We start from the raw sequence: 16835 nt of genomic DNA on the forward strand, positions 1-16835 counted from the left end.
GACGATCCGCACGACTTTCAGGGCACGCGGAAGATCCCCGTCCCGCGCCCCTCAGCGCCTGGGTACGGTGAACTCGCCCTGCACATAGACGAGAGGTTCGCGATCCGCGCTGGTCGCCTGTGCAACCACCTCCCCGATGAAGATCGTGTGGCTGCCTGCGTCGTATGAGTCGCAGACGCGGCAATCGAAGGCGCAGATCGCATCGGCGAGAACCGGGGACCCCGTCGCAAGCTCGCGCCACAACCCGTCGGCAAAACGCATGTCGCCCTTGCTGCCGTCCTGCCCTGCGAACGACTTCGCCAGCGAAGCATGCTCGGCGGCGAGGATGTTCCAGCAGAACGCTGCGCCCTGCTCGATGGTATCGTGAGCCCCGGCGGACTTGTTGACACACACGAGCACACGCGAGGGCTCGGTCGACAGCGAACAGCCCGCCGTCAGCGTCAGGCCATGCCTGCCTGGCCGCTGTCCCGTGGTGACGATGGAGACCGCACCCGGCACATTGCGCATCGCGCTGCGAAAATCCGCGCTGCTGAAAACCAGGGGTTCCTGATTTGGCATCGGTCGCACTCGAAGATTCATGGTGATAGCCCCTGATATATGGAACCGGCGATGTCCGGCGCGGCGACCGTCAGCCCTGCCTGGGTGCAGCCTGAAACAGCTGAAGCGTGTTGTTGTGCGGGTCGCTGAGATGGGCGACCCGACCATGCGCGCCCATGTCCCGGATTTCACCGAGCACCCTGGCGCCCAGCGTCTGCGCCCGCGCGATGGTCGTTTCCAGATCACCGACCTCAAACACGAGAACCGCATTCGGCGATTGTTCGGAGGCCGATTCAGCCGGGCTGGCGACACAAAAAGCCGTCGGATCTCCGATGAACTGAATCCACTTGCCGCGGTCCGCGAAGCGTATCGTCAGTCCGAGGGCCTCGTAGAACGCGGCCAGTCCCTCGGGATCGACGGCCGTCAGATAGACCTGCTTGAGCTTCATGTCCTCTTTCCCGCTTTTTGAACGGGCTGCCGGCCTGCGACCGCCGCAGGCCCCGATTGTCCTGCGATCGTCGCACCGCTGCCCCGGCATGAATGCCCGAAGAGTCCATGGCTCATCTGGCAGGTGCAGCATTTTCTGCCGCATCACCTCGGCTTTGGCATCGTGGCCTATCGGGTGTTGGCTCGCCCGGGCGCTCTGTCCCGGCTGGGCTCTCGTCCGCTTTGGAGGCGCGCCGGTGACGAACGGTCACAACCCTCGCGGCCAAGACAAGTGAGAGCGACGGGACGCTCATGACGCATTCGCGATCCCCAGCCGGGCCGTTCGACAATCCGCCAGGCCGTTTTCCGGTGGGGCCGTTCGCGAATGAGACCTGGGGATCAGAAGCTTCAGGCCAGCGCGTGAGTGGCTGACTCGTCTCCATGGACGGCCGCGGAAATTGACCGTTTTTGACTATATGTCGTCATTTTATCGAAATTCGTACGGCCGCATCTGCGGTTAGCATGGCTGTCATGGAGATGTCACCACGCGAACAACGCGTGGGATCGGACCTCGATGAGGCCGCAGTTATCCGGGGAGGACTCGCATGACAACGACCGCTCTCGACAGGATCGATATCAAGATCCTGAATGAACTGCAGCAGAACGCCAGTCTGACCAATGTCGAGCTGGCCTCGCGCGTCAATCTTTCGCCCTCTCCCTGCCTGGCCCGCGTTCGCACGCTCGAAAAGCTCGGCGTGATCGACCGGCGCATCGCCGTTCTGGATCCGGCCGTTCTCGGCATCGGCGTCATCGCCTTCATCCAGATCAGGCTCGAGAAGCAGGTCCAGCTCTCGCTCGAGAACTTCACGCGCTCGATCGATCGTCTGAGCCAGGTGATGGAGTGCTATCTGATGACCGGAGACAGCGACTATCTGCTCCGCGTGATGGTGTCCGATGTCGATGCTCTCGAAGACCTCATCGTCAACAAGCTGTCGCGCATCCCCGGTGTCGCCAGCATACGCTCCAACCTCGCCTTGAAGCGGATTTCCCACAAGACGGTGCTGCCCATCGACTCGAACCGGCCCGTCCAGATCAGACCAGGCAATCCCGGTTCCAGACGCGCCGACAGACCGGCGAAGCCGCATTACGATGCGACTCTTCAGGCCCACCTGGACGATGGCAGAAGCATCGAGACCTCACGCGCGCTCGATCACAATGCAGCCGGCCTCTAGCGGCCGGATTCGAATCTCTGCCGGGTCGAGAAATACCGCGCCGGCGATTTGCCGAGCGCCTTCCTGAACATCGTGATGAAGGCGCTCACGGATTCGTAGCCGAGAACCTCCGATACCGACTGCACGGACTCGCCGGCGGCCAGACGCTGCAACGCGATGATGATGTGAAGCTGCTGACGCCAGCGACCGAAGGTCATGCCGGTCTCGGCAACGACGAGCCGCATCAAGGTCCGCTCGCCGAGCGCGATGGCTTCTCCCCATTCCGCGACCGTGCGGCGATCCGCCGGATTTTCCATCAAGGCATCGGCGATCGCCCGCAGTTTCGAATGGCGCGTCACCGGAAGATGCAACTGTTCGGTCGGCATCTCGATCAGCTCGTTGAGCAGAACGGTGACGATGTGCGACGTCGGCCCTTGCGGATCATAGAGAGGCGGCAGCATCGCCAGGCGATGGATCAGTTCGTTCAGCAGCGGCGTGATCGCCAACGTGCAGCAATCCTTCGGGACGCGGGCCGCATTCATGTCCACATACAGGAAATGAATGCTCGCATTGGCTGTCGTCCGGTTGCTGTGCGGCATGCCGCCGGGAATCCAGACGCCGCATCGCGGGGGCACCATCCAGAGCCCGCTCGGCGCCTCGCACGTCACACCTCCGCGGTCCGCCAGAACCAGTTGCCCTTTGCGGTGCATGTGGATCGGAACTTCGTCATTCTTTTCCTGAATATCGACCGCGAGCGCGACGACCGGACGCTCGAGCGTGTCCGGATCCAGTTCACGGTAATAGTCGAGCAGCGAGCCACGCATCTGTCAGTATTTCGCAATTTTTTGGTAAAGTAACGAAATTCGCGATGCACGCCAAGTTCTATCGTCCGGCTGCTCCACAGACCCGGCGTAGAACCAATGACACGCATCATCCTGTCCCGGATTTCCGGATTCATCGCATATCCCGGCACCTTTGATCCGCGGTGGGCGCTGTTCTCGGCCAATTCGTTCATCGCAGCGATGATCGCAACGTATCTGGCGTTCCGTCTCGGCCTGCAGAGGCCCTCCTGGGCGATGCTGACCGTCTATCTCACGGCACAGCCACTGGCTGGGGCGGTGCGTTCGCGGGCCATCTACCGCCTGCTCGGCACGCTGCTCGGCGCCTGCGCGGCCCTGGCGCTGGTTCCCATTCTCGCTGATCAGCCAACGCTGATGAGCGTCGCCATCACCGGGTGGGCGGCGCTCTGCCTGTACATCTCCCTCCAGGATCGCACACCCCGCGGTTACGCCTTCGTGCTCGCGGGCTACACGGCAACGACTGTCGCGTTCTCGAGCGTCACCGCGCCGCATCTCGTGTTCGACGTCGCCCTGGCGCGTGTTGAGGAAATCGTGCTCGGCATCTGCTGCGCGACAGCCGTCCATACGCTGCTATTTCCGAGCCATGTCACGGGCGCTCTGATAACTACGATCGATGCTGCGGTTTGCGATGCCTCGCGCTGGACCGCGGACGTCCTGCTGAACAGCGCTCCCGCTCAAGAGACCTCTGCACGCTGGCGGCTGGCCGCAGACCTCACCCAGTTCGAAATCCTGTCAACCCACCTTCGCTACGACGCAACCGCCAGCGCGTCGCAGACATGGGCGATCGGAGCTTTGCAGGACAAACTCGCGCTCGTGCTGCCGATGCTGACTGCGATCGAAGACCATCTCGCCGCGCTCGGCGGGCGGCGCTCGCGCGAGCTGGACCAGCTTCTCACGCATCTCGGCGAATGGGCGCGCGATCCAGCTGGATCCCGGCAAACCGTGAACGAGCTGCTGCGACGATGCGCAGACGTCGAGGCCGCATTGCCCGCGGCGCCGTGCAACTGGGACAGGCTCCTGACCTTGAGCACGATCGCCAAGGCGGCGGCCCTGATCGACGCGCTGGCGGCGACCCGTGCGCTGTCGGCGATGGTCCACGGATCTCGGGCCGCCTCCGTCTCCGGGGTGACCGCGACATCCGACCATGGTCGCCGCGGCAGACGACTTCTCCATCTCGATCAGGGTCTCGCCGCATGGTCCGTCGCAGCCCTGTTTGCTGCCGTCCTTGGCTGTTGTGCGATCTGGATCGCAACCGCATGGCCGGAGGGCGGCGTCGCGGCCCAGATCGCCACGATCGCGGCGGCGCTCTACAGCAACCTCGACGATCCCGCTCCGGCCCTGATGTCCACCGCGATCTGGATCGTGGTGTCGCTGCCGATCGCAGCCATCTACCTGTTCCTGATCTTCCCGGCGATCGACGGCTTCCCGATGCTGGCCGGTGCGCTGGCTCCGCCGTTCCTCATCGTGGGCTACCTGCAGGCTAATCCGCGCCATGCGCTCAAGGCGCTGACTCTCATTCTCGGCCTGATCGGCGCGCTCGATCTCCAGAACAGGTTCTCGGCCGACTTCGCTGCGTTCGCGAACGTCAACGCGGCCTCCCTTTTCGGGATCGCGGCCGCATTTCTCGCCGTTCGCCTGTTCCGCTCAGTGAGCGCCAAGAGCGCCGCAAACCGCCTGATCCGCCACGGCTGGGTCGATCTCGCGATCCTCGCCGGAGTCCGTCGCCCGATGAGCCGGGAGCGCTGGCTCGGCGTGATGCTCGACCGTCTCGGTCTCGTCGTGCCACGACTGGCGATGTCCGGCGCGGATGTCGCGGCGGAGGCTGGCCGCTCGCTCGCGGCCCTGCAAATCGGCCTCGATCTGCTGGACTTGAAGTCGGGTTCAGACGGCATGGCCCAGGCGCAAGGAGAGACCCTCGAGGATCTTCGCACAAGGCTGTCGCACGTCTTCCGCGGGTTCGCATCGGGGAACAGCGAGATCGCCTCCACGGAAGCCCAGGCGCTGCGCGCGGCAATCGATCGACAACTCCGCCAGCGCTGCGAATGGGCCAGCGCCGCGCAACGACAACAGCTGACCGCACTGGTCGGCCTGCGCCGCACGCTGTTTCCCCATGCATCGGCGCCGGCCCTCGACGGAGCCACGCAATGACCGAAGAGATCAGCATTGCCGGCGTGTTCCTGCCGACGTTCGTCGCAGCCTGTATCTTCGCGCTCGGGCTCGGGGCCATCCTGTCCGCGGCGATCAAGCGCATCGTCTCGCCGCGGATCAACGCCATCGCGTGGCATCCCCTGCTGTTCGAATTCGCCATCCTCGTGATCCTCGTCGATATCTCCTATGCTTTACTGGGAACACTGCTGCCGTGACCGCAAGACACTCGATCCTTCCGCGCCTCCTGATCACGTCACTGGTACTCGCCACCGCTGTGCCGGCCGCCATCGGCATGTGGAATCATTACGAAGCCGATCCCTGGACACGTGACGGCCGCATCCGGGCCGACGTCGTCGTCGTCGCTCCGGACGTGTCCGGCCTGGTCGACGAAATTCTGATCAGGGACAATCAGGCGGTTCGCAAGGGCGATGTGCTGCTCCGCCTGGATCCCGAACGCTTCCGCCTGGCGGTTCGACAGGCGGAGGCCGTGGTCGCCAGCCGGCAGGCGGCCCTGGACAAAGCCGCGAGCGATCATGCCCGCTATGAGAAACTGAGCGATGGCGTCATCTCCCAGCAGCAGCACGAAGCTGTACACGCCGCGAACCTGCAGGCCAGGGCCGCCTATGATCAAGCCTCTGCCGATCTGGACGTCGCCCGTCTCAACCTGATCCGATCCGAGGTCCGCGCGCCGACAAACGGTCGCGTGACCAACTTCGACCTGCGTCCGGGCTCCTATCTTCCCGCAGGGCGCGGGATCATGGCGCTGATCGAGACCGACACGATCCGTGTCGAAGGCTATTTCGAGGAAACCAAACTCCCGCGCATCCATGTCGGCGATACCGCGGATATCAGGGTGATGGGCGGCGCGATCCTGCAAGGGAAGGTCGAGAGCATCGCCGCCGGCATCGAAGACCGGGACCGCAGTTCCGGCGCAAGCATGCTGGCGAACATCAACCCCAGCTTCTCATGGGTCAGACTCGCACAGCGAATTCCGGTTCGCATTCGCCTCGATATGAAAGACCGCACAGACGGGCTAATCGTCGGCCGAACCGTCACTGTCCAGATCAACAGTCACCCTGGTCCCACGCCGATGGTGCTTGGTGCTGGCATCTCGCGCCTTTTGCGCGCCTTCTTCCGGGAAGACGGTTCCGGGACATCGTCAACGCGGAAGCTCTAGCAAAAGAAAATCTGCCTGAGCGTCGACCGAACGACCGCTCACCTGTATCTCCACGGCAGCTGTCGCGCGCAATTACTCGTGTCACTGCCGGGAATGGCTGGGATCAAATGGGAATATACGGGAAGTGCCCGTCTTTGTTGGGTTTCTCTGCGATAGGCTGGAATTGGTGACTCTGTCTCGTCGCGCCACTTCAAATGCCCCCAATCGAAAGCGAGAGATGAGTCGTCGTTGTTTTTGCGGGACCTTCAATCCGATCTGTGACGCCAAGCTCCACAGCTTGGGGCACCAGTTACAGTTTATGAAGAGCCAAATCTCAGGGCGCTTCAAAGTCGTGCCAATTGTGACGCGGAACTGTGACGCCAACGGTGCCCTTCCGGCTGGCGGGGCTGACATAGCTCGCAGGTGGTACGTGCGATCCCGGCTGCTTCCCCTCGGAAAGTGGCGCGCCAACGCTAGTCGTCTCGCGGATCAGTTTTTCATTATCTTGGCCGGCCGAGGCTCGGCAGCCTTCAGACCAACATCAATCTTTGCGGTCAACACAAGAAGAAAAGTCGCCCAGCGCGGTCGCAAGTTCAGGCTGCGGTGGATGCCACCGGCTTGCACTCCGTTACGAAGGGCTGGCTGACGAGGTTGACAGGAGGGCTTCCGGATCAGCGGGGGATTGGGAGCCAGTGCTGTCGCCGATCGCCGATCCGCTGCTCAGGCTGGCGCGTAGCTGCAACTCCTTCGAGGAGCTGTTGATGAGGTTTCCCGCTGCGGTCAGGGTCGATGGATTCAGAAGAGCTCGCGCAGCGTCTCGCGACGGCAACGGCTATCGCGCGGGGTCTAGGCAACCTAGCCAATTCGGGTGACAACCAACAACACCATGTGACAGATTTCTCAGATAGTCCGCCCGTCCGGGAAGGTGAATCTCATGAATTATCGCAAGGTATTCTTGGTAGCCGCAATTGTGCTCGGAACCGTAGCACTTCTCGTCTTGGACGGGCTTTTCATCGCGCTCGTTCGCGCCGAAACGTCGAGCACAATCCTAAACGCGCTGATAATCGTGGCTAAGCTAGTCAATTTGTTTCTGCTCTGGTTCGTTTTTTCCGCCGTTGTTATCATCAGCGGCCTTGGAATCAGAGAAGCCATTAGAGCAACAACGTGGGGTAAAAGAGCTCTAAACATTGTTGATCGCGGAGTGGCAGCATTCTTCCTGGTTATATTGCCTTGCTCCGTCGTTGTGGGGTTCCTCTCAATACTGATCGCAGGAGCCGCTATCTTTGCCCTTGGTTTGTTCGGGATCCATCTAAACCAGGATGAGCTGATCAACTTCATTTTGATAATTATTTGTGTGCTCGCCAGTGGATTGATTCTTTTCGTAATTCGATCGAAGCAGCCCTTCATCTACGGACTGGCTGAGGTGCACGTCGGGGCTGGCAGTGCTCTAATATCAATCTTTGGGAAGCAGATTGCAGCGGAGCGCTTGCTGTCGGCTCTCGCGATCCTCGCGGGTCTCTACATTATCGTTCGAGGGATTGATAACATCGATAAAGCGTTGCCGACCGACAGCAAGCTTATTTCCATCTTAGGCAGCCTCTACGGGGCGATGATGGAGGAAGCGCCTCCACGCATCCAGGGCTAGCGTAGCCCCCGATGAGCTCAGCTTGATCCGGGGTAGTCGCAATTCAATGATCCGGAGTCGCTACGCTCATCCCGGCTAAGCTTGCTGTTAAATTCTTGTGGCGGCGCAACTTTGCCGTCGGTAGCCCGGATACACATGAATCTGTAAACTGCCGACGGCTATCCCGGGCCGGAAAGAGAGCTTGCGTTTGCTGCAGCCTCTTTTGCCGCAGCAGCGCAATTCTCGGCTGTCGCAAAATTGCCTACGTGGAGAGATGTGGTTGATACCGGGACGCCTTTTCCCGGGTCCATAGACAAGCCCCCGGCTCCTTGCGCGAACACCAATAACACTAACCGATATATCATGATGCCCTTCGTTGCCGGTATGGTGTCTGGTTCACATGATCCTACAGCCGCCCAGCGCGACTCCAAGGATATGCTCAATTGTCTCTCTCTCCTGAACTATCGTCTTAGATTGCGGATCGATTGGCATTAGATCAGCAAGCATGCCCAATACGCTCGGCATTTGCATATGAGAATATACAAGCAATTCGGCGTCAGAACGGCTCGCTTCCAGCAGCCATTTTTCGCTGCCTCCCATTCGTATCTTTCCTTCACGAGTCGCGGGCAACATCTCGATGCGGATTCCATTCTGGATAGTCGTGAGCATCATCGAGAGGCCAAACTTTTCACCTATCGCGCGCATATTTTCTGCTGTTTCGGCTATCACGTCTTTGGGGTCTCTTGCATCGGCAGTCTTGGGCTTGACGCACCTCAAGATTGTTTTTCCAAAGGTCGAAACAAGTTGATTGCTAGGGGTGGTGACTTTTGGGACATCCCGTTTCCGCGATGTCAAACTTGCCGCGTATCCTATCGCACCAAGTAAAGTCGCGATCAGGGCAAAAATAACTAAAACTCTCGTAAGCTCGGGGCCGCTTCTTCTGCGCATTGCAGGTACAATCCACACTGCGCCCGAGTAGATCGCCGCGCCACCAGTTGCAGCGTAAAATGCGACTGTAACAGCCATCGGGTTTGTAGCCCAAGTCGGCAGGTCATGAATGCCAACCCGACCCGCCCACGCTGAAATATTTGCTTGAGCATCCCCGGGCTTAACAGAGGCTGCCGCGAGGAAGACGGGCAATAGCAGTCCTAGCGGAAGTACCTTGAAGAGTTCGCGCATAAACGGCCTTTCTCTCAAAGGTCACAGCTGAAACGAGCCATTGTCGTCCAGCAGTCATCCAACTCCGGCGCTGGTAACTCTGCCATAGGACGGCAGGATACGCCGCTCGGTCGTTTGCCCTCTTTTGCCCTCAAGTATCCCCGTCTGTCCTGTCTTCCGGTTTGCCCTCGTGAGAAGGCATTCAGCCCCGGGGCGCCCCATCGTCGCAGCCGATGCCCTAACAGCCCCGTCGAGCTTAAAAACCACCTGAACGCCCACCTTGTGAGGCCGACCGGCAGCAGACCATGGTCCATGACGCCCCGTGAGCGGGTGACATTCGAAGTTACGCGCCACGGCAGCCGGCGTTGGGAGTTGGGCGAGAACCACGACCAGCGATGTCAGGATCGATCCTCCTGAAATCACCAACCGATTGATATCGAAGACAGAAATCTGGCTGGGGCGGGAGGATTCGAACCTCCGCATGGTGGAATCAAAATCCACTGCCTTACCACTTGGCGACGCCCCAATGGCCCCGGGGCGCGGGGCTGGACCGCACGGATTCCCTTCAGGCCCCGCCGGTGTATAGGGAGAGATCGGCCATTTCAAGCGGTGGATCGGCGCGGTCGGGACAGCCTCCGCGCCGTCTCCAGCAGCGGCCGTGGCCCGTTTCCGCCAGGTCGGGGTACACCGCCCACTTTTGTTTGAAGCCGGCCCGCCGGCATGGCAGTTTGCGGCATCGTCCGGGATCTTCCGGCGGGCCGGCGGCCCCTCTGACAGGCCCCGGTCGCATCCACATATAGAGTGGCAGCCGCGCCCCGATACGACAAGAAACCAGCCTGCCGTTCCACCAGGAGAGAATGCCCATGACCTACCGTGCCCCGATCAACGACATGCTGCTGGCCCTCAACCAGGGCGCAGGCCTCGCGGCAGCGGTCAAGGCCGGGCACTATGGCGATTTCGACGCAGAGATGACGGCGGCGATCCTGGAGGAGGCCGGCAAGTTCGCGTCCGACGTGCTGGCACCGCTCAACCGCGAGGGCGACAAGAACGGCATCAAGCTGAACGACGGCAAGGTCACCACCGCGCCGGGCTGGCCCGACGCCTACCGCCGCTGGTCCGAGGCCGGCTGGAACGCAGTCGCCGGCTCCGAGGCCTGGGGCGGCCAGGGCCTGCCGATCGCCATCAATGCCGCCTGCACCGAGATCTGGAGCGCCTCGAACATGGCGTTCGGCCTGTGCCCGCTGCTGACCGCCAGCGCCATCGAGGCGCTGGAGGCCCATGGCAGCGAGGAGCTCAAGCAGATCTACCTCGCCAAGCTGATTTCCGGCGAATGGACCGGCACCATGCAGCTCACCGAGCCGCAGGCCGGCTCCGACGTCGGCGCGCTGCGCAGCCGCGCCGAGCGCGCGAGCGACGGCACCTACCGCCTCAAGGGCACCAAGATCTTCATCACCTACGGCGAACACGACATGACCGATAACATCGTGCATTTCGTGCTCGCGCGCCTGCCGGACGCGCCCGCCGGCACCAAGGGCATTTCGCTGTTCCTCGTGCCGAAATTCCTGGTCAACGCCGACGGCTCGCTCGGCGCGCGCAACGACATCCATGCCAGCGGCGTCGAGCACAAGCTGGGCATCCACGCCTCGCCGACCTGCACCATGACCCTCGGCGACAAGGACGGTGCCATCGGCTACCTGATCGGCGAAGAGAACCGTGGCATGGCCTGCATGTTCACGATGATGAATCAGGCCCGCCTCGGCGTCGGCCTCGAGGGCGTCGGCATCGCCGATCGCGCCTACCAGCAGGCGCTGGCGTTCTCCCACGAGCGTCGCCAGGGCAAGGCCGGCGGCGCCAAGGGCGCGGGCTCCGACCCGATCTTCGCCCATCCCGACGTCAAGCGCATGCTGATGCAGATGCGCGCGCTGACCGCCGCCGCCCGCACCATCTGCTACGCCACCGCGGTGGCGATCGACGTCTCCCACCGCGCTGCCGACGCCAAGGTGCGCGAGGCCGCCGCCGCGCGCGCCGCGCTGCTGACGCCGATCGCAAAAGCCTTCTCCACCGACATCGGCAACGAGGTGACGTCGCTCGGCGTGCAGATCCACGGCGGCATGGGCTTCATCGAGGAAACCGGCGCGGCGCAGCATTACCGCGATGCCCGCATCACCGCGATCTACGAGGGCACCAACGGCATCCAGTCGATCGACCTCGTCACCCGCAAGCTCACCGCCCAGGGCGGCGCCTCCGTCGACGCACTGCTGAAGGAACTGAACGACATCGCAACCGAGGTCGAGCGCTCCAACGATCCGGCGTTCGGCACCACCGCCGCACGGCTGCGCGATGGCCTCGCCTCGCTCGACCGCGCCGGCCGCTGGCTGCTGGAGCGCCTTGCGGCCGCGCCGAACGACGCCCTCGCCGGCGCGACGCCCTATCTGAGGCTGTTCGGCTCGACGCTCGGCGGCTGCCTGCTCGCCAAGGAAGCGCTCGCGGCGCGCGGCGATGGCGAAGGCCAGCGCTACGTCACGCTGGCGCGTTTCTTCGCCGAGAACGTCACCGTACAGGCGTCCGGCCTCGAGCGCATGGTGATCGACAGCGCCGACACCGTGAACGGCGCCGACGCCGTGCTCACCGGCTGATGCACGATGGACCGGCGGCCGTCCGCGCCAGCGGACCCGCCGGCGCGTCCCGACGGCGCCCCCGCCGTCTTCTTGCTGAAGGGATCGACCCGCCGATGTCCACGCTCCTGATCACCCATCCCGCATGCATCGACCATGTCGTGCCGCCCGGCCATCCCGAGCGGCCCGACCGCATGCGTGCGATCGAGCAGGCGCTGTCGCCGGACGCTTTCAATGCGCTGATACGCACCGAGGCACCGATCGGCGAGATCGATCACGTGCTGCTCTGTCACAACGAACACTACGTCAACGAGCTGCATCACATCTCGCCAGCGGAGGGGCTCGTCTACATCGATGGCGACACCTCGATGTCGCCGGGAACATGGGAAGCGGCGATGCGCTGCGTCGGCGGCGCCACCGCCGCAGTCGACGCCGTGCTCGCGGGCCGCGCCAGCAATGCGTTCGTCGCCACGCGCCCGCCCGGCCACCATGCCGAGGTCGGCAAGCCGATGGGCTTCTGCTTTTTCGATCACGCCGCCATCGCGGCCCGCTACGCCCAGCGCCGGCATGGCGTCGGCCGTGTCGCGGTCGTCGATTTCGACGTCCACCACGGCAACGGCACCCAGGACATTTTCTGGGCCGACCCCACCGTGATGTACGCCTCGACCCACGAGATGCCGCTGTTTCCCGGCACCGGCGCGACGTCCGAACGCGGCGATCACGACACCATCGTCAATACACCGCTGCGCTCCGGCGATGGCGGCACGCGTTTCCGCGAGGCGTTCACCGACCGGATCCTGCCGCGGCTCAGGACCTTTGCGCCCGAGTTGCTGATCATTTCCGCCGGCTTCGATGCCCACTGGCGCGACCCCCTCGCCAACCTGCAGCTCCAGGAGGGCGACTATGCCTGGATCACCGAACAGCTGATGCGGCTCGCCGACGACACCGCCGGCGGGCGGATCGTCTCCGTGCTGGAGGGTGGCTACGACCTGCAGGGCCTCAAGGAATCGGTCAGCGCCCATGTGAAGGGCCTGATGACCGCCTGATCCCTGCCACGGGCCTCAGCCCAACGGCGAGCGCCAGGCCAGGTATCGTTCCACCCCCACGGTTCCGTCGTCACAAAGATGAATGATGGATCGGTGACAACACGGTGTCCTGCACAGGCCGGACCGCTCGGCTTGAAATAGGGACGCCCCCCGGCCACAATGCGCCCCCAATGACGATTCAAACCGAAGCGGGGCGCTTCGAGGACAGCTGAATGGCCGAAAATACCAATGCCGACGTGAAGAGACTGAGCTTCGAACGCGCGATCGAGGAGCTTGAAACGATCGTGAAGCGTCTCGAGGACGGCAAGGTTCCGCTGGAAGAATCGGTTGCGATCTATGAGCGTGGAGAAGCCCTGAAGCGCCGTTGTGACGAGTTGCTGCGTCAGGCCGAGGCGCGCGTGGACAAGATCACCACCGACGCGTCCGGCCAGGTGGCCGGCACCGAACCGCTCGACGTTCAATAGGGCCACGCCGCTTCGCGACGCGCGGCCGCCTCCGGCCTCTCTCGATGGCGGCGCCGCGCCGCTCATCTCCCACTGCCCGCCGCCATTCGGGGACCTGCGTGCGAGTCAACCGCCGTCACATCATCTACGTGCAAGGCTACGACCCCCGCGGGCTCGCGCAATACTACCGCATGTTCCGCAGCGAGCTGCGCAAGTTCGCGGCGCTCTACGGCTTCAACTGCAAGGTGGGGCGACCGGCGTCGACCGATGCGCGCGCCGCATCGTGGACGATCGACACCCAGGGCCCCGACTGGCAGACACAGACGCGCTACGACTTCCTGCGCTGGGAGGACCTGATCAAGGCCGACCTCGAGTGGCCGATCTGGCGCACGGTGACCCAGGCGCTGGCGATCTATATCCGCCTGATCTTCAACGGCGTGCTGACGCGCTTTCGCAAGGCTAACTGGCGCTTCGCCACGTTCATCAGCTATCCGCAGTTCGTGCTGGTCATCGAGGCGCTGGTTGCAGGCGTCATCGCGGCGGTGTTCGCGGCCGGGCTCGATCGTGTCGGCATACCAATGGTGATCACGCTGCCGGCCGCGACAGCGGTGTTCGTCGCCCTGCTCGGCACCATGCTGAAATACCTGGAGAGCCGCACCTACGCGCTCTACCTGATGTCCGACACCATCTTTACCTGGCAGTACGCCCACCGCCAGCGCCCTGAATGGGACAGGCGCATCGAGCAGTTCGCACAGGACCTCGTCGCGACCGTGCGCACCAGCGATGCCGACGAGATCATCGTGGTCGGCCATTCTTCGGGCTCGTTTCTCGGTCTCGAGATCCTGATGCGCGCGCTCGAGATCGATCCCGAAATCGGCCGCCGCGGTCCGCGCCTGATGCTGCTCACCATCGGCGGCAACCTGCCGATCGTCGGCTTCCTGCCGGTCTCCGATCAGTTCCGCGCACGCCTCAAACGCCTCGCGACGGAGCCCTCGCTGCACTGGGTCGACTGCCAGTCGCGCAAGGACGTGATGAACTTCTATCCGTTCGATCCGGTCGCCGGCCATGGCCTCGACGTCGGCGCCGCCCGCCGCAATCCCCACATCGTCACCGTGCGCTTCCGCGATATTATCGCGCCGGAAAACTACCACGCGTTCCGCCGCCACTTCTTTCGCATCCACTTCCAGTTCGTGATGGCCAACGAGCAGCCCAACGCCTACGACTTCTTCATGATGGTCTGCGGACCCCTGACCCTGTGCGACCGCTTCACCCACCCGGCTGCGGCCCTCGCCGTCGCCACCGGGGACGGACCAGCCCGTCAGCGCGCATGGTCGGAACTGGAGGAACCGCCCGTCGGGGTGGCCTGAGCCGGCGCCCGGGGTCGCAGCCCAGCCATGCCGGATCGCCCGGCCATTCGGTTCAGGTCGTCGTCATGGCCTGCCGGAACCGCCTATCCACCCGATTTTGAACCACTTTCCGGGCAGAAACGACCTAAAGGGGCACCCCGCCGCGGCGTCCTGCCAGCAGCATCTTCCCTCTAACGATTGGCTTGTGAAAAAAAATTGGTATAAGCCGCTGGATCAACTTGCCAATTTTCGACATTTGCCTTGGTCGGCCCCGGGCCGGCCTCGGGTCGAGCGCCTCGCCCGCCCCCATCATCAGTCAAAGGAAGCCACCCGTGTCCACGCCGAGCCCCACTCCCCTCCTCGACCGCGTGAAGACCCCCGACGAGCTGCGCCGGCTGAAGCCCGAGCAGCTGCGCCAGCTGGCTGACGAACTGCGTCAGGAAACCATCAGTGCCGTGTCCGTGACCGGAGGCCATCTCGGCGCCGGCCTCGGCGTCGTCGAGCTCACGGTGGCCCTGCACTATGTCTTCAACACTCCGGACGACCGCCTGATCTGGGACGTCGGCCATCAGGCTTACCCGCACAAGATCCTGACCGGGCGCCGCGACCGCATCCGCACCCTGCGCCAGGGCGGCGGCCTGTCCGGCTTCACCAAGCGCTCCGAGAGCGAGTATGACCCGTTCGGCGCGGCGCACTCCTCGACCTCGATTTCCGCCGGCCTCGGCATGGCGGTGGCGCGCGACCTGTCGGGCGGCAAGAACAATGTCGTGGCGGTGATCGGCGACGGCTCGATGTCCGCCGGCATGGCCTATGAGGCGATGAACAATGCCGGCGCGATGAACTCGCGCCTCGTGGTCATCCTCAACGACAACGACATGTCGATCGCCCCGCCAGTCGGCGCGATGTCGGCCTACCTCGCCCGCCTGATCTCGGGCCACACCTATCAGTCGATCCGCGAGATCGCCAAGAACATCGCCCACAAGCTGCCGAAGTTCTTCGAGGAGCGTGCGATGCGCGCCGAGGAATACGCCCGCGGCATGGTGACCGGCGGCACGATGTTCGAAGAGCTCGGCTTCTTCTATGTCGGCCCGATCGACGGCCACAACCTCGACCACCTGCTGCCGGTGCTGACCAACGTCCGCGACGCCACCAACGGCCCGATCCTGGTCCATGTCGTGACGCAGAAGGGCAAGGGCTACGCGCCGGCGGAAGCTTCCGCCGACAAGTATCACGGCGTCGTCAAGTTCGACGTGCTGACCGGCACCCAGGTCAAGGCCAAGTCCAACGCGCCGGCGTACACTGCCGTGTTCGGCCAGAGCCTCGTCAAGGAAGCGCAGAAGGACGACAAGATCGTCGCCATCACCGCGGCGATGCCGTCGGGCACCGGCATCGACACCTTCGGCAAGGCGTTTCCGGAACGCACCTTCGACGTCGGCATTGCAGAGCAGCATGCCGTGACGTTTGCGGCCGGCCTTGCCACCGAGGGCTACAAGCCGTTCTGCGCGATCTACTCCACCTTCCTGCAGCGCGGCTACGACCAGGTGGTGCACGACGTCGCCATCCAGGGCCTGCCGGTGCGCTTCGCCATCGACCGTGCCGGCCTCGTGGGCGCCGACGGCTCGACCCATGCGGGCGCGTTCGACAATGCCTATCTCGGCTGTCTGCCCGGCTTCGTGATCATGGCGGCAGCGGACGAAGCCGATCTCGTCCACATGATCGCGACGCAAGTCGCGATCAACGACGCTCCGAGCGCGTTGCGCTATCCCCGCGGCGAAGGCCGGGGCGTCGAGATGCCGGAATTCGGCGTGCCGCTCGAGATCGGCAAGGGCCGCGTGCTGCGCGAGGGCAACAAGGTGGCGCTGCTGTCGTTCGGTACCCGCCTCGGCGAGGCGCTCAAGGCCGCCGACGAGCTCGAGGCCCATGGCCTGTCGACCACCGTCGCCGACGCGCGCTTCATGAAGCCGCTCGACATCGATCTCGTGCTCAAGCTCGCGCGCGAGCATCAGGTGCTGTTGACCATCGAGGAAGGCTCGATCGGCGGCTTCGGCTCGCACGTGCTGCAGGCGCTGTCCGATCACGGCGCGCTCGATAACGGCCTGCGGGTGCGCTCGATGGTGCTACCCGACGAGTTCCTCGATCACGACACCCCGGCGGCGATGTATGCCCGCGCCGGCCTCGACGCCAAGGCGATCGTCGCCAAGGCCTTCGAGGCGCTCGGCAAGGACATCAAGGCCGAGACCAGCAAGCTGGCTTAACCGTCCGGCT

General features: G+C 63.7%; 14 protein-coding genes and 1 tRNA gene. 10 read left to right on the forward strand and 5 right to left on the reverse strand.

Going from position 1 to position 16835, the window contains the following annotated elements; all coding sequences use genetic code 11:
• Positions 1–51: 51 nt before the first annotated feature.
• Both JQ639_RS08390 and JQ639_RS08395 read right to left on the reverse strand, forming a co-directional pair.
• Complete coding sequence (locus JQ639_RS08390; protein ID WP_211965667.1) at positions 52–558, reverse strand: flavin reductase family protein; 507 nt, start codon at positions 556–558, stop codon at positions 52–54.
• A gap of 70 nt (positions 559–628) precedes the next feature.
• Positions 629–985: a VOC family protein gene (locus JQ639_RS08395; protein ID WP_211965668.1), complete on the reverse strand. Its 357-nt coding sequence runs from the start codon at positions 983–985 to the stop codon at positions 629–631.
• 583 nt (positions 986–1568) lie between these two features.
• Between JQ639_RS08395 and JQ639_RS08400 the strand changes: the two genes are divergently transcribed.
• On the forward strand, positions 1569–2195 hold the full coding sequence (locus JQ639_RS08400; RefSeq protein WP_211965669.1) for an Lrp/AsnC family transcriptional regulator: 627 nt from the start codon (positions 1569–1571) through the stop codon (positions 2193–2195).
• On the opposite strand, the gene JQ639_RS08405 is transcribed toward JQ639_RS08400, so the two are convergent.
• Positions 2192–2998: an AraC family transcriptional regulator gene (locus JQ639_RS08405; RefSeq protein WP_211965670.1), complete on the reverse strand. Its 807-nt coding sequence runs from the start codon at positions 2996–2998 to the stop codon at positions 2192–2194. The genes JQ639_RS08400 and JQ639_RS08405 overlap by 4 nt on opposite strands.
• A gap of 96 nt (positions 2999–3094) precedes the next feature.
• On the opposite strand from JQ639_RS08405, the gene JQ639_RS08410 reads away from it, so the two are divergent.
• The 4 genes from JQ639_RS08410 to JQ639_RS08425 all read left to right on the forward strand — a co-directional run bounded on the left by JQ639_RS08410 (position 3095) and on the right by JQ639_RS08425 (position 7983).
• Positions 3095–5182 (forward strand): FUSC family protein, encoded by a 2088-nt coding sequence (locus tag JQ639_RS08410; RefSeq protein ID WP_211965671.1) that lies wholly within the window; start codon positions 3095–3097, stop codon positions 5180–5182.
• Positions 5179–5397, forward strand: coding sequence for a DUF1656 domain-containing protein (locus tag JQ639_RS08415; RefSeq protein WP_211965672.1), 219 nt, complete (start codon positions 5179–5181; stop codon positions 5395–5397). Before JQ639_RS08410 ends, JQ639_RS08415 begins: the two co-directional genes overlap by 4 nt.
• Positions 5394–6359, forward strand: coding sequence for an HlyD family secretion protein (locus JQ639_RS08420; protein ID WP_211965673.1), 966 nt, complete (start codon positions 5394–5396; stop codon positions 6357–6359). Before JQ639_RS08415 ends, JQ639_RS08420 begins: the two co-directional genes overlap by 4 nt.
• A 913-nt stretch (positions 6360–7272) precedes the next feature.
• Entirely contained in the window at positions 7273–7983 is a 711-nt protein-coding gene (locus tag JQ639_RS08425) for a hypothetical protein (RefSeq protein WP_211965674.1), read from the forward strand.
• A gap of 375 nt (positions 7984–8358) precedes the next feature.
• Here JQ639_RS08425 and JQ639_RS08430 read toward each other — a convergent pair whose 3' ends face one another.
• A complete protein-coding gene (locus JQ639_RS08430) occupies positions 8359–9141 on the reverse strand; it encodes a hypothetical protein (RefSeq protein WP_211965675.1) in 783 nt (260 codons plus the stop codon).
• Positions 9142–9571: 430 nt separating this feature from the next.
• A tRNA-Gln gene (locus JQ639_RS08435) sits at positions 9572–9646 on the reverse strand.
• Positions 9647–9983: 337 nt separating this feature from the next.
• Here JQ639_RS08435 and JQ639_RS08440 point away from each other — a divergent pair.
• The 5 genes from JQ639_RS08440 (at position 9984) to dxs (ending at position 16825) form a co-directional block, all read left to right on the forward strand.
• A complete protein-coding gene (locus tag JQ639_RS08440; protein ID WP_211965676.1) occupies positions 9984–11756 on the forward strand; it encodes an acyl-CoA dehydrogenase family protein in 1773 nt (590 codons plus the stop codon).
• 95 nt (positions 11757–11851) lie between these two features.
• Positions 11852–12781 carry a histone deacetylase family protein gene (locus tag JQ639_RS08445; protein WP_211965677.1) on the forward strand — a complete coding sequence of 310 codons (930 nt, stop codon included), beginning with the start codon at positions 11852–11854 and terminating at the stop codon, positions 12779–12781.
• 212 nt (positions 12782–12993) lie between these two features.
• On the forward strand, positions 12994–13245 hold the full coding sequence (locus JQ639_RS08450) for an exodeoxyribonuclease VII small subunit (protein ID WP_211965678.1): 252 nt from the start codon (positions 12994–12996) through the stop codon (positions 13243–13245).
• 98 nt (positions 13246–13343) lie between these two features.
• A complete protein-coding gene (locus tag JQ639_RS08455; RefSeq protein ID WP_211965679.1) occupies positions 13344–14591 on the forward strand; it encodes an alpha/beta fold hydrolase in 1248 nt (415 codons plus the stop codon).
• Between the two features lie 311 nt (positions 14592–14902).
• The gene (gene dxs / locus JQ639_RS08460) at positions 14903–16825 is read left to right on the forward strand and encodes a 1-deoxy-D-xylulose-5-phosphate synthase (protein ID WP_211965680.1); all 1923 of its coding nucleotides are present in this window, start codon (positions 14903–14905) and stop codon (positions 16823–16825) included.
• Positions 16826–16835 lie beyond the last annotated feature (10 nt).

It is taken from the genome of Bradyrhizobium sp. U87765 SZCCT0048, assembly GCF_018131225.1.
GTDB lineage: Bacteria > Pseudomonadota > Alphaproteobacteria > Rhizobiales > Xanthobacteraceae > Bradyrhizobium_A.

Bases quoted from the DNA above. Each gene is read 5' to 3' on its own strand.
- JQ639_RS08390 (WP_211965667.1), bottom strand. From the start codon at position 558: ATGCCAAATCAGGAACCCCTGGTTTTCAGCAGCGCGGATTTTCGCAGC.
- JQ639_RS08395 (WP_211965668.1), bottom strand. From the start codon at position 985: ATGAAGCTCAAGCAGGTCTATCTGACGGCCGTCGATCCCGAGGGACTG.
- JQ639_RS08400 (WP_211965669.1), top strand. From the start codon at position 1,569: ATGACAACGACCGCTCTCGACAGGATCGATATCAAGATCCTGAATGAA.
- JQ639_RS08405 (WP_211965670.1), bottom strand. From the start codon at position 2,998: ATGCGTGGCTCGCTGCTCGACTATTACCGTGAACTGGATCCGGACACG.
- JQ639_RS08410 (WP_211965671.1), top strand. From the start codon at position 3,095: ATGACACGCATCATCCTGTCCCGGATTTCCGGATTCATCGCATATCCC.
- JQ639_RS08415 (WP_211965672.1), top strand. From the start codon at position 5,179: ATGACCGAAGAGATCAGCATTGCCGGCGTGTTCCTGCCGACGTTCGTC.
- JQ639_RS08425 (WP_211965674.1), top strand. From the start codon at position 7,273: ATGAATTATCGCAAGGTATTCTTGGTAGCCGCAATTGTGCTCGGAACC.
- JQ639_RS08430 (WP_211965675.1), bottom strand. From the start codon at position 9,141: ATGCGCGAACTCTTCAAGGTACTTCCGCTAGGACTGCTATTGCCCGTC.
- JQ639_RS08440 (WP_211965676.1), top strand. From the start codon at position 9,984: ATGACCTACCGTGCCCCGATCAACGACATGCTGCTGGCCCTCAACCAG.
- JQ639_RS08445 (WP_211965677.1), top strand. From the start codon at position 11,852: ATGTCCACGCTCCTGATCACCCATCCCGCATGCATCGACCATGTCGTG.
- JQ639_RS08450 (WP_211965678.1), top strand. From the start codon at position 12,994: ATGGCCGAAAATACCAATGCCGACGTGAAGAGACTGAGCTTCGAACGC.